This window comes from Xanthomonas euroxanthea (assembly GCF_900476395.1).
Classification (GTDB): domain Bacteria; phylum Pseudomonadota; class Gammaproteobacteria; order Xanthomonadales; family Xanthomonadaceae; genus Xanthomonas; species Xanthomonas euroxanthea.
Genome location: NZ_UIHB01000002.1, coordinates 162330 through 174500, shown reverse-complemented (window position 1 = coordinate 174500; position 12171 = coordinate 162330). Strand labels below are relative to the sequence as shown.

The following is a 12171-nucleotide window of genomic DNA, read 5'->3' as shown; positions in this document are numbered from 1 at the left end:
CTGTCATGCCGGGGTGTCCGCGGCAGCGGCCCGGGCCGCCCCTGCGCCCCCACGCGCCCCACCCCTGACGACATCCCGCATGCCCCGCCCCAGAACCACCATTCGCCAGCTCAGTTATTTCGTCGCGCTCGCCGACACCGGCAGCTTCACCCGCGCCGCCGAGCAGATGGGTGTGTCGCAACCGTCGTTGTCGCAGCAGATCCGTGCGCTGGAAACCATCGTCGGCGCCGCGCTGTTCGAGCGTGGCGTGCCGGCCATCCTGACGCCGCTGGGGCGCGACCTGCTCGATCGCGCGCGCAGCATCCTGCTGGACGTGGCCGATCTGGAAGACGTCCGCGCCACCTCGGCCGACACCTTGATCGGCACCATCCGGCTGGGCGTGTCGCCCACGCTGGGCGCCTACCTGATGCCGAGCCTGGTCGCGCGCCTGCATCGCGAACACCCGGCACTGCGCGTGCACGTGCGCGAAGGCCTGCCGACCGTGCTCGCCAGCGGCCTGGCCAGCGGCGTGCACGACCTGATCCTGGCGCAACTGCCGGTGGCCGGGCGCGGCCTGCACAGCGAGCGGCTGTTCCGCGAACCGCTGCACGTGACCATGGCCGCCGATCACCCCCTGCGTGCCAAGGCCTGCATCACGCCGGCCGATCTGCGCGGCGCCAACCTGCTCACCCTGATGCCCGAATACCGCCTGGCCGAACAGGTCGCGGCGATCGCCATGGACGTCGGCGCCAATGTCCTGCGCGATTACGAAGGCACCAGCCTGGATGCGATCCGCCAGATGGCCGGGATGGGCATGGGTCTTGCATTACTGCCAGACCTGTATGTGCGCCAGGAAATCCGCGAGGGCGACGATGTTGTCGTACGGCCGATCAAAGGCGGACGCTACTATAGGGAGATCGGTCTGCTGTGGCGGCAAGGCGCGGGACGCGCGCCGGCCTTCGGGCTGATTGCCGATCTTCTGCGTGCGGTGGCCGCATAGGAAAATCCTATGCGTCGAATAAGCGCTGCTGCCTTGTTCGCCAACTGCAACTCGTCAATGCTTCATTGAACTCATCAACGGAAATCGAATGGCGGGCAAGCAGATCGGATGGCGGGAAGCGGGAGCCTGGCTGGCGGAGATCGTCGGGCCGGACATGCCCTATGTGCGCCTGGCCATGGTGTACGGGGTCGCGATCAGCCTGCTGTCGCTGGCCACGCCGATCTCGGTGCAGTTGCTGATCAACAGCGTCGCCAACACCGCGCTGCCCACTCCGCTGTGGACCCTGTCCAGCCTGTTGCTGGGCCTGCTGTTGCTGGTGGCGGCGCTCAGCGCGATGCGGGTGTGGATGATGGCGCTGTTCGAGCGCCGCCTGTTTGCGCGGGTGGTGGCGGAAATCACCGTGCGCGCGGTGCATGCGCAAAACCCGTTCTTCGCCGACCAGAACCGTGGCGACGTGTTCAACCGCTACTTCGATCTGGTGGTCGTGCAAAAAGCGGTGCCCAGCCTGGCCGTCGGTGCCTTCACCATCGTGCTGCAATCGGCGGTGGGCCTGATCGTCACCAGCTTCTATCACCCGTTCTTCCTCGGCTTCAACGCGCTGCTGCTGCTGATCATCTTCGCGATCTGGATGATCTGGTCGCGCGGCTCGATCCGCTCGGCGGTGGAACTGAGCCACGCCAAGCACAACGCGGCGCACTGGCTGGAAAGCGTGGGTGGCTCCAACGGCTTCTACAAATCCAGCCGCCATCTCAACTTCGCGATGGAGCGCTCCGAAGCGGTGACCGCCACCTACGTCGCCCGGCATCGGCGCCATTTCCGCTACACCTTCACCCAGACGGTGGCGTTCCTGCTCACCTACGCGGTCGCCAGCGCGGCGCTGCTGGCACTGGGCGGCAGCCTGATCCTGCGTGGCGAACTGTCGATCGGCCAGCTGGTGGCCGCCGAGCTGATCCTCAGCGCGGTGTTCTACGGCATCGCGCAGTTGGGCACCTACCTGGACGTGTTCTACGACCTGGTGGCCAGCGCCGAGGAATTGTCGGTGCTGTATGCCATTCCGCAGGAGCGCCCGGTGGCTGCCGCGGGCAAGATCCCCGGCAACAGTGCCGTGCGCCTGGACGGGGTGGTGATCGAGGGGGCGCGCTTCGATTTCGCGCTGGAGGCCGGCGAACAACTGGTGACGCTGGCCGACGGTGGCGCCGAACGTCTGCTGGCAATGGTGCTCAAGCGCCACGTCGTCCCGGACCGCGGGCTGGTGATGGTCGGCGGCGCCGACATGGCCACCTTCGACATGTACCTGCTGCGCTCTGAAGTGACCGTGCTCGATCGGCCAACCATCGTCGAGGTCACCATCCGCGAATACCTGTCGATGGCCTCGGCCGAGGTGACCTCCGAGACGATGCTCGAAGCCATCGATACGGTGGGGCTGCGCGCGCGCATCGCCGCGCTGCCGCAAGGCCTGGACACCCGGCTTGCCGCCTCCGGCTACCCGCTGTGGATCGGCGAAGTGATGGCGCTGAAACTGGCCAACGCATTGCTGGTGCGTCCGCGCGTGCTGATGCTGTCACAGCTGTACGACCTGCTGCCGGCCGAACGCCTGACCCGGGTGCTGCGGCAGCTGAAGCAGGCCGGCACCACGGTCCTGCTGTGCACCGGCCGGCCGGAGGACATCACCCTGGATGGCTGGTTCCGCCTGGAACCGGAGCGCCAGCAGCGCTACGCCACGCGCGCCGACCTGATCGCATCCACGCAGGAGGCCGACGATGCAGCACGCCTCTGACCGGATCGCGCACTTCCCCACCCTGGCATCCATGCGCCCGCCCAGCATCGCCAAGGTGTTGGCGTGGATGCTGCTGATCGGCGTGGCCATCGCCGGTTCCATCCTGGCGTTCGCGCCCTGGGTGCAGACCGCCAGCGGCAAGGGCCAGGTGGTGGCGCTGGACCCGGGTGACCGCCAGCAACAGGTCACCGCCTTCGTGCCGGGCCGGGTGGAGCGCTGGTATGTACACGATGGTCAGCACGTCGCCAAGGGCGACCCGATCGCCCGCGTCGGCGACCTCGACCCGGACCTGCTGGCCCGTCTTGCCAGCGAGCGTGCGCAGGTGGCGGCGGAAATCAGCGCCATCCAGCAATCGCGCGCGGTCGCCAGTATCGATGTGGAACGCAGCCGCCAGCTGCTCGCCGAAGGCCTGGCCGGCCGCCGCGACTACGAACTGACCCAGATCAAGGTGGCCGAAGCCGATGCCAAGCTGGCCGAATCGCGTGCCAAGCTGACCCGCATCGACATCCAGTTGAACCGTCAGTCGGCGCAGTTGGTGCGCGCACCGCGCGATGGCCGCGTGCAGCAGCTCAACGCCGCCAGCGGCAGCGCGATGGTCTCGCCCGGCACGGTGCTGGCGGTGATCGCGCCGGAGCGGGTGGAACGCGCGGTCGAGCTGTACATCGACGGCCGCGACGTGCCGCTGATCCGCCCCGGTCGCCCGGTGCGGCTGGAGTTCGAAGGCTGGCCGGCGATCCAGTTCAGCGGCTGGCCGTCGGTGGCGCACGGCATGTTCGATGGTCGCGTCCGCGCCATCGACCCCAATGCCGCACCCGACGGATTGTTCCGCATCCTGGTCGAACCGCAGCCGGGCAAGCCGGCCTGGCCGGCGCAGGAATTCGCCCGCCAGGGCGGCAAGGTGCGCGGCTGGGTACAGGGCGAAACGGTGAAGGTGGGCTACGAACTGTGGCGCCAGCTCAATAATTTCCCGCTGGAGTTCGGCCGCCGCCCGTCGGCGACGACGACGCAGGATGAGGGCAAGGCCAAGCCGGCGTCGGCCGGCAAGTCCGAAGACGACGAGACCGGCAAGAAATGATCCGCCGTCTTGTCGTCCTGCTGGTCGCGCTCGTACCGGGCGTGGTTGCCGCCCAGACCACCGCGCTGACGCTGGATGAAGTGCTGCGCTCCTCTGCCCGCGCTTCTCCGCAGATCATCGAATCGCTGGCCAAGGTCCGCCAGGCCGAAGGCAAGGGCATCTCGGCCGATGGCGCGTTCGACACCGTGTTCGATATCGACGGCCGCTCGCGCGAGGCCGGCTACTACGACGGCAGCGCGATCGAAAGCACCGTCAAGCGCCCGTTCGACGACAACGGCGGCTATTACTACGGTGGTTACCGCTCCTCGCGTGGGTCCTTCCCGGTCTACGAAGACAAGTCCTACACCGACCGCGGCGGCGAAGTGAAGGTCGGCGCGCTGTATGCGCTGCTGCGCGACCGGGTGGTCGACGAGCGCCGCACTCGCCGCAGCGTTGCCGGTGCCGATATCGATGTCGCGCAATACGAAGCGGAAATGGTCGCCATCGGTGTGCAACGCCGCGCAGTGGACGCCTACCAGAGCTGGGTCGCGGCCGGCCTGAAGCTGCGCGCGTACAACGACCTGCTGCAGCTGGCCGAGCAGCGCCGCAATGCGATTTCCCGGCAGGTGACACTGGGTGCGCGGCCCACCATCCTGCTGACCGAAAACGACCAGAACCTGGTCCGCCGACGCGCATTGGTGGTGCGCTCGGAGCAGGACTTCGCCAACGCTGCCAATGCCTTGTCGCTGTACCTGCGCGATGAAGCGGGAATGCCGTTGATCGTGTCCACCGAACGCCTGCCGGCCGATACGTCGGCGCTGGAAGGTCTGGCCGGCGCCAGCAAGATCACCGCACCGGTGGAGCGCCCCGATTACCGCGCGGTGCTGACCCGCATCGATCAGGCCACCGCGCGGCTGATGCTGGCGCAGAACGACCTCAAGCCACGCCTGGATGTGAGTTTCGAGGTCAGCAAGGACCTCGGGGCGCCCGGTGTCGGCGGCCCGAACCGCTCGCCGACCGATGCCATCATCGGCTTCCGCTTCAGCGTGCCGCTGGAAAACCGCGCCGCCAAGGGCCGGGTCGCCGAAGCACGCGCCGAGATCGAGGCGCTGGATCAGCGCAGCCGTTACCTGCGCGACCAGATCACGGTGGAAGTCGAGTCGATCGTCATCTCGCTCACCGCCGCCGAACGGCTGGCCAAGATCGCCGACGAAGAACGCGCCCTGGCCGACCGTCTGGCAGCCGCCGAGCGCCGCCGCTTCGAGCTGGGGTCGGGCGATTTCTTCCTGGTCAACCAGCGCGAGGAAACCGCCAACGATGCCCGTGTGCGCCTGATCGATGCGCAGGCGCGCATTGCCTCGGCGCGTGCGGAGCTGGCGGCGGCGACGGCCGATCGGGATGCGTTGCAGCTGAGCCGGTGAACGCGCTGCCGGTTGGCTCGCCAAACTTGCCGCATCGCGCAATGACGCCCGGGTAACACCTGCCTGCGCATGCTCGCTTCGGCCGGCCCGGCGCCGGTGGTGCGATCCCTGGCAGCTCGCACGACGTCCCTGATTCTTTCGGAGGTGCGTATGTCGTTCCGGCAATTTCCCGCAATCGGTGCAGATGGCGAGTCCTACGTCATCATCGAATTCCGCGACGAGCCCGAATCCCGCAACGGGCAGCAAGCCCAGATGCAGTCGCGCGCTGCGCCACGCTACGAACTCCCCGATGGCCGCCGCCTGCAGCGGCAGGGCCAGCGCTTCATCACCGATGGTGGCGAGTTACGGCTGTCCACGTCCTGAGATGACGCTGGTCATTTTTTGACCACCCGGTCGGCAACCCTTGCAGTGCAAGGGCTGCACGCGGTTATCCACATGCTTGTGCAGGTTTCATCCACACCCTGTGTGGATGAAACGCTGTGGCAAGCACTCGGCGTCGTGCCCGGCCACATCGGTATCGCCCTGGGTTCATCGCATGCGGTTCAGTCAGCCAACATGGGATCGCCGCAGGCCGCACGCCGCGATATCGGCATCGCTCAGGCTCAGGCCGGCGGTGGATCGTGGCTACCCGGTGCGATCGGAACGCTCCAGCACCCGCCCGATGCCGCTGCGGTCGATGTCGCTGGCTGCCTGCGCCAGCGCCGCGCGATCGCTGTCCGGCTCGAACCCGATGCGGAAATGCAGCTCGCCCACCGGCGTGCGCGACGAGTGGATCGACGACAGATTCACCCCATGCTGCTCGAACACATGCAACAGCGCGCGCAACGAACCGGGCTGGTCTTCCGGCAGGTAGACGCTCACGGTCAACGGCTCGGTGAGGTCGGCCAGCAGGTAGCCCACGCGCTCATAGGTGTAGTTGCCCGCAGCCAGCGACTCGCCGCGTAGCGCCTGCGCGTTGTCGTCCAGAAACCGGGCGCGAAACCGCGCGCGCGCCGCATCGTCGCCTTGCGCGACCAGCGCGCGCAATTCGCGCAGCTGCAGCAACAGCCGGTCGAGCATCTCGCCCACGTACGGGTTGCCGAACTGGATGTCTTCATAGATCGCCGGATTGAGCGAGAGGATGCGCGCGATCACCGCGCTATCCAGCTCGAACGAGGCCGAGCGATACGGCATCAGCGCGCGCAGTTCGCCCAGCAGCGGCGCGTAGTCGCGCAAGGTGCCGGCCTGCGCCAGATGGGTGGCGTGCACCATCGCCTGCACCAGCGCCATCACGCGGTCGTGGTGCTCGGGCGTGGCGTACACGCACTCGGCCTGCAGCGCGGTGCACAGCATCTGCACCCATGCCGACCACTGCTGCAACCGTGCCTGGCAGACCACCATCACCCGCCCTTTCAAGGTGGGCGATTTGGGCGGTGCGGTCATCGGATGCAGGCCGACGACCTCGGCCGGCGATGCCAGCATCGCGGCAACCGGCGCCTGCTTGATCGAGGTGACATCCATCCACAACTGCGACGCGGCACGCGGGCCGGCAAGGTCCACATAACGCGCGATCAATGCGGCGGTGTGGCGAATCGGCGCAGAAAAGATCAGCACGTCTGCACGCTGCGCCAAGGTGGCCTCGTCCATGTCGCCGTCACCGGCCGGATCGAAGCCGATCACCTCCAGCCCCAGGCGCGTGCGCAAAAACTGCGCCAGCCAGCGTCCGTAGGCACCGGCGATGCCGACGATGCCGACCACCGGCTGCGCCATCATGCCAGTCGCTCGAGCGCAAAACGCGGGGCAGCCGCAAGTGCGGCTGGTGCGGCGGCCAGCACATCGAACTCCTCGACGCCTGCATCCAATGTGGCTTCCAGTGCACCATGCACGCCGCTGAGCGCATGCCCCACCGCCTGCTCGAACGGCATATCGCGCAGCAGGAACCCGATCAGCAAGGCCATCAGCACATCGCCGGTGCCGGCCACATCCACCGGCAGATGCGGCGTGGCCCAGCGATACACCGCCGTGTTGCTGACCGCCAGGGTCACCAGCTCACCGGCCGCACCGGCCACGCTGTGCGCAAGCACCCATTGCGGGCCGCGCGCCAGCAATGCGCGCGCGGCAACGACGGCATCGTCCTGCTCCAGACTCGGCAAACCGGTCAGTCGCCCAAGCTCGAACGCATTCGGCGTCACCAGCCAGGCATGCGGCAACAGCCGCTCGGCGAACACGCGCTCCAGTCCGGGTTCGACATACGGGCCGGTGTGCGTGTCGCCGATCACCGGATCCAGGCAATAACGCAGTTGCGGGGCCTGCGGCAGGGTCTGCTCCAGCCAGTCGGCAAACGCCTCGCCATTGGCCAGGCTGCCGAAATAGCCGGAAACCAGCATGCGGGCACGCTGCGGCAGGCTGCGCTCGCTCGCCCCCAGCAGCAGGTCGGCCAACCAGTCGGCCGGCAGGATGCGGCCGCGCAAGGTGGCGTAGAACGGCGCATTGCTCAGCAGCGTGGTCGGCACTTCCGCCACCCGCAGGCCCAGCGCACGCAGCGGTGGCACCGCCGCGCTGTTGCCGGCATGGCCGTAGACCAGTTGCGACTGGACCGAGATCACATCGATCGGCGAAGGACCATCCGGACGCTGGCGGCGGCCGTGGACCAGATGACTGTCGGGGGCATTGTTCATCGCAGCATTTTACGCCAGCGCCACGGCGCGCCCACCGTCGATCGACGCAACCGTCGTCCGCTCGCCGCAACGCCTACCGCCGCCAAGCCAGTTCTCGCCAGGCCGGTCCGTGCACTGGCAGCAGTCGATATCGCCTCCGATCTGCGCGGGCTCCTGCCGCAAGAACGCGAATGCCGGCCCCGGGGCCGGCATTCGTCTGGAGAACCTCGCTTAGTCATTCAACTTTCCGGACATTCGGGAGCATTCATCCGCTCCCGCACATCCCGAATCGCCAAAATGGCGCACCGCTCCGGCCACACCGCTCTTACGATTCCCCGATCCCGATTCCCGATTCCCGATTCCCGATTCCCAGCCTCAGGACGTCATCCGATCCCAGAAGCCCTTGACGCCATCGATGAAGGTGGCCGACTTGGGCGAATGCTTGCGTGCATCCTCACCGGTGAACGTGGCTTCGAACTGCTGCAGCAACTCGCGCTGGTCGGCGGTCAGGTTCACCGGCGTTTCGACCACCACGCGGCAATACAGATCGCCTTCGCTGCGGCTACGCACCGAGCGCACGCCCTTTCCACGCAACCGGAACAGCTTGCCGGTCTGGGTTTCAGCGGGAATGCGGATTTCCGCCTCCCCGCCCAGGGTGGCCACGCGCACGGTGTCGCCCAGCGCCGCCTGCGAAATACGGATCGGCACTTCGCAATGCAGGTCGTCGCCGTCGCGTTGGAAGATCGCATGCTCGCGCACGCGCACTTCCACATACAGATCGCCCGGCGGCGTGCCGGCCGGGCCGGCTTCGCCTTCGCCGGCCAGACGGATGCGGTCGCCGGTATCCACGCCGGCAGGCACCTTGATCGACAGCACCTTGTCTTCTTCCACGCGACCGGCGCCGTGGCAGGTCTTGCACGGATTCTGGATCAGCGTGCCGCGCCCGTCGCAATGCGGGCAGCTCTGCTGCATGGCGAAGATGCCGCGCTGGATGCGGACCTGGCCGCGTCCGTGGCAGGTCCCGCACACTTCCACCTTGCCGTCTTCCGAACCACTGCCATGGCAGGGCTCGCACTCGATCAGGGTCGGGATCTCGATGCGGCGTTCGATGCCGGCAACGGCTTCTTCCAGATCCAGTTCCAACACGTAGCCGACGTCGGCACCACGTCGCGCAGCGCGCGGACCGGCGGCGCCACCGCCGAAAATATTGCCGAAGATATCGCCAAAGATATCTCCCATGTCCGGGCCACCCGGCCCGCCACCACCGCCCATGCCGTGCTCGAATGCAGCGTGGCCGTGCGCATCGTAGGCGCGGCGCTTATTGCCGTCCGACAACACCTCATAGGCTTCCTTGCACTCCTTGAACATCGCTTCGGCAGCAGCGTCGCCGGGATTGCGGTCCGGGTGGTGCTTCATCGCACAGCGCCGATACGCCTTCTTCAGCTCCTCGTCGCTGGCGCCACGGGCAACGCCCAGCACTTCGTAGTAATCGCGTTTGCTCATGACAGGGAATCAGGAATCGGGAGACGGGAATCGTTCAAAGCGTACATCCTCAGTAAATCGCAATCGAAAGTGGAAGGATCAGACAACGGGAAGGAGCGATGCCGCAGCACCGCTCCTCCCATTCTCGATTCCCTATTCCCCACTCACGCCTTCTTGTCGTCCTTGACTTCGGTGAACTCGGCGTCCACCACGTCGTCGGCGGCCTTGGAGGCCTGCGCGTTGCCGCTGGCCGCATCGGCGTTGCCGCCCTGCTCTGCCGCGGCAGCTGCGGCGTACAGCGACTGGCCGGCTTCTTCCAGGGTCTTGCTGCGGGCCTCGATCTGCGCCTTGTCGTCGCTCTTCATGGCGGTTTCCAGATCCGACAGCGCCGCTTCCACCTTGCCGATCACATCGCCACCGACCTTGCTGCCATGCTCGGTGATCGCGGTGCGGGTGGCGTGGATCAGGCCATCGGCCTGGTTGCGGGCCTGCACCAGCTCCTGGAACTTCTTGTCTTCCTCGCGGTTGGCTTCCGCGTCGGCAACCATGCGCTGGATCTCTTCGTCCGACAGGCCCGAACCGGCCTTGATCTCGACCTTCTGCTCCTTGTTGGTCTTCTTGTCCTTGGCCGACACGTGCAGGATGCCGTTGGCGTCGATGTCGAAGGACACTTCCACCTGCGGCATGCCGCGCGGGGCCGGCTCGATGCCGGACAGGTCGAACTTGGCCAGCGACTTGTTGAAGCGGGCCTGCTCGCGCTCACCCTGCAATACATGCACGGTCACGGCCGACTGGTTGTCCTCGGCGGTGGAGAAGGTCTGCGAAGCCTTGGTCGGGATGGTGGTGTTCTTTTCGATGATCTTGGTGAACACGCCGCCCATGGTTTCGATACCCAGCGACAGCGGGGTCACGTCCAGCAGCAGCACGTCCTTGACGTCGCCGGCCAGCACGCCGCCCTGGATCGCAGCGCCCACGGCAACGGCTTCGTCCGGGTTGACGTCCTTGCGCGGTTCCTTGCCGAAGAAATCGGCAACGGCCTGCTGCACCTTCGGCATACGGGTCTGACCGCCGACCAGGATCACTTCGTTGATGTCGCTGGCGCGCAGGCCGGCATCGTTCAACGCGGTGCGGCACGGCTCGATCGACTTCTTGACCAGGTCCTCCACCAGCGCTTCGAGCTTGGCACGGGTCAACTTGATGTTGAGGTGCTTCGGGCCCGAGGCATCGGCGGTGACGTACGGCAGGTTCACTTCGGTCTGCTGGCTGGTCGACAGCTCGATCTTGGCGCGCTCTGCGGCGTCCTTCAGGCGCTGCAGCGCCAACGGATCCTTGCGCAGATCGATGCCCTGATCCTTGTTGAATTCGTCGACCAGGTACTCGATGACGCGGTTGTCGAAGTCTTCGCCGCCGAGGAAGGTGTCGCCATTGGTGGCCAGCACTTCGAACTGCTTCTCGCCATCGACTTCGGCGATTTCGATGATCGACACGTCGAAGGTGCCGCCGCCCAGGTCGTACACGGCGATCTTGCGGTCGCCGCCGTTCTTGTCCAGGCCATAGGCCAGAGCTGCAGCGGTCGGCTCGTTGATGATGCGCTTGACGTCCAGACCGGCGATGCGGCCGGCGTCCTTGGTGGCCTGACGCTGGCTGTCGTTGAAGTAGGCCGGCACCGTGATCACGGCCTCGGTGACCTTCTCGCCCAGGAAGTCCTCGGCGGTCTTCTTCATCTTTTCCAGCACGCGGGCGGAGATTTCCTGCGGCGCCATGCGCTTGCCATCGCTGGTCTGCACCCAGGCATCGCCGTTGTCGTGGGCGAGGATGCCGTACGGAACGTGCGAGATGTCCTTCTGCACTTCGGCGTCGGTGAACTTGCGGCCGATCAGGCGCTTCACCGCGTAGAAGGTGTTCTTGGGGTTGGTCACTGCCTGGCGCTTGGCCGAGGCACCGACCAGGACTTCGCCGTCCTTGGTGTAGGCGACGATCGAAGGCGTGGTGCGATCGCCCTCGGAATTTTCGATGACGCGGGCCTTGCCGCCGTCCATGATCGACACGCACGAGTTCGTGGTGCCGAGGTCAATACCAATGATCTTGCCCATGGATACGCTCCTGATGATTCTTTAGCTGTGTCCGGCGACGCCGGGTCTGGCTGAGATGTGGGGGTGGTGCGCAGGTGTTCAAGCCACCTGCACGAATCTGCGTTTCGCACATGCGCCCGGCAGTTCAGCCGGGCGCCACGGTTCAGTCGTGCTTGGCCACGACCACCAGGGCCGGGCGCAGCAGACGCTCGTTGAGCAGATAGCCTTTCTGGAACACCTGCACCACGTGGCCCGGGGCGATGCCCTCGGCCTCGCCCTGGCTGATGGCCTGGTGCTGGTCCGGGTTGAACGGCTGGCCGACCGGGTCGAGCAGGGTCAGGCCGTTATCGGCCGCAACCTTGAGCAGCTGCTTGTAGGTCATGTCCAGGCCATCGCGCAGCGGGCTGGGCTCGGTGCCGGCCGCGGTCAGGCCGGCGTCCAGGCTGTCGAATACCGGCAGCAGCTCGCCCAGCAGCTTTTCGTTGGCGAACTTGCGCGCGTTCTCGACATCGCGGGCGATGCGCTTGCGCTGGTTCTCCAGATCGGCACGCTCGCGCAGGGCATCGGCCTTGACCAGCGCGATCTCGCTGCGCAGCGATTCGATCTCGGCCTTGAGCGGATCGGTCTCGGGTGGGTTCTGGGACAGGTCTTCGGAGTCGAATTCGGGGTGGTCTTGGTTCATGTGCAGTTCCCGGGCAAGCGGAACGCCCGCCCCAACGTCACCCCGTATGTGGGCGCGCGCGCGCGTTT

10 protein-coding genes are annotated in these 12171 nt (G+C 66.6%); 5 read left to right on the top strand and 5 right to left on the bottom strand.

Annotated features, from left to right (window positions below):
- Window positions 1-79: 79 nt before the first annotated feature.
- The 5 genes from CPBF1521_RS07840 to CPBF1521_RS07820 all read left to right on the top strand — a co-directional run bounded on the left by CPBF1521_RS07840 (window position 80) and on the right by CPBF1521_RS07820 (window position 5594).
- Window positions 80-979 (top strand): hydrogen peroxide-inducible genes activator, encoded by a 900-nt coding sequence (locus tag CPBF1521_RS07840; RefSeq protein WP_104583328.1) that lies wholly within the window; start codon window positions 80-82, stop codon window positions 977-979.
- Window positions 980-1067: 88 nt separating this feature from the next.
- A complete protein-coding gene (locus CPBF1521_RS07835) occupies window positions 1068-2756 on the top strand; it encodes an ATP-binding cassette domain-containing protein (RefSeq protein ID WP_104583329.1) in 1689 nt (562 codons plus the stop codon).
- Window positions 2740-3831, top strand: coding sequence for an efflux RND transporter periplasmic adaptor subunit (locus tag CPBF1521_RS07830; protein ID WP_104648391.1), 1092 nt, complete (start codon window positions 2740-2742; stop codon window positions 3829-3831). The genes CPBF1521_RS07835 and CPBF1521_RS07830 overlap by 17 nt, the downstream gene beginning before the upstream one ends.
- Complete coding sequence (locus CPBF1521_RS07825; protein ID WP_104648390.1) at window positions 3828-5231, top strand: TolC family protein; 1404 nt, start codon at window positions 3828-3830, stop codon at window positions 5229-5231. The genes CPBF1521_RS07830 and CPBF1521_RS07825 overlap by 4 nt, the downstream gene beginning before the upstream one ends.
- 150 nt (window positions 5232-5381) lie before the next feature.
- Window positions 5382-5594 (top strand): hypothetical protein, encoded by a 213-nt coding sequence (locus tag CPBF1521_RS07820; RefSeq protein WP_104583332.1) that lies wholly within the window; start codon window positions 5382-5384, stop codon window positions 5592-5594.
- A gap of 261 nt (window positions 5595-5855) precedes the next feature.
- On the opposite strand, the gene CPBF1521_RS07815 is transcribed toward CPBF1521_RS07820, so the two are convergent.
- From CPBF1521_RS07815 to grpE, 5 genes are all read right to left on the bottom strand, one after another.
- Window positions 5856-6983 carry a prephenate dehydrogenase gene (locus tag CPBF1521_RS07815; RefSeq protein WP_115676641.1) on the bottom strand — a complete coding sequence of 376 codons (1128 nt, stop codon included), beginning with the start codon at window positions 6981-6983 and terminating at the stop codon, window positions 5856-5858.
- Complete coding sequence (pdxY, locus tag CPBF1521_RS07810) at window positions 6980-7888, bottom strand: pyridoxal kinase (protein WP_115676640.1); 909 nt, start codon at window positions 7886-7888, stop codon at window positions 6980-6982. Before pdxY ends, CPBF1521_RS07815 begins: the two co-directional genes overlap by 4 nt.
- A 354-nt stretch (window positions 7889-8242) precedes the next feature.
- Window positions 8243-9370, bottom strand: a complete 1128-nt coding sequence (gene dnaJ, locus CPBF1521_RS07805; protein WP_104583336.1) for a molecular chaperone DnaJ — start codon at window positions 9368-9370, stop codon at window positions 8243-8245.
- Between the two features lie 143 nt (window positions 9371-9513).
- Entirely contained in the window at window positions 9514-11442 is a 1929-nt protein-coding gene (gene dnaK / locus CPBF1521_RS07800) for a molecular chaperone DnaK (protein ID WP_039511674.1), read from the bottom strand.
- A 142-nt stretch (window positions 11443-11584) separates the two neighbouring features.
- Window positions 11585-12103, bottom strand: coding sequence for a nucleotide exchange factor GrpE (gene grpE, locus CPBF1521_RS07795; RefSeq protein WP_010366360.1), 519 nt, complete (start codon window positions 12101-12103; stop codon window positions 11585-11587).
- Window positions 12104-12171: the final 68 nt, after the last annotated feature.

Bases quoted from the DNA above. Each gene is read 5' to 3' on its own strand.
- CPBF1521_RS07840 (WP_104583328.1), top strand. From the start codon at position 80: ATGCCCCGCCCCAGAACCACCATTCGCCAGCTCAGTTATTTCGTCGCG.
- CPBF1521_RS07835 (WP_104583329.1), top strand. From the start codon at position 1,068: ATGGCGGGCAAGCAGATCGGATGGCGGGAAGCGGGAGCCTGGCTGGCG.
- CPBF1521_RS07830 (WP_104648391.1), top strand. From the start codon at position 2,740: ATGCAGCACGCCTCTGACCGGATCGCGCACTTCCCCACCCTGGCATCC.
- CPBF1521_RS07825 (WP_104648390.1), top strand. From the start codon at position 3,828: ATGATCCGCCGTCTTGTCGTCCTGCTGGTCGCGCTCGTACCGGGCGTG.
- CPBF1521_RS07820 (WP_104583332.1), top strand. From the start codon at position 5,382: ATGTCGTTCCGGCAATTTCCCGCAATCGGTGCAGATGGCGAGTCCTAC.
- CPBF1521_RS07815 (WP_115676641.1), bottom strand. From the start codon at position 6,983: ATGATGGCGCAGCCGGTGGTCGGCATCGTCGGCATCGCCGGTGCCTAC.
- pdxY (WP_115676640.1), bottom strand. From the start codon at position 7,888: ATGAACAATGCCCCCGACAGTCATCTGGTCCACGGCCGCCGCCAGCGT.
- dnaJ (WP_104583336.1), bottom strand. From the start codon at position 9,370: ATGAGCAAACGCGATTACTACGAAGTGCTGGGCGTTGCCCGTGGCGCC.
- dnaK (WP_039511674.1), bottom strand. From the start codon at position 11,442: ATGGGCAAGATCATTGGTATTGACCTCGGCACCACGAACTCGTGCGTG.
- grpE (WP_010366360.1), bottom strand. From the start codon at position 12,103: ATGAACCAAGACCACCCCGAATTCGACTCCGAAGACCTGTCCCAGAAC.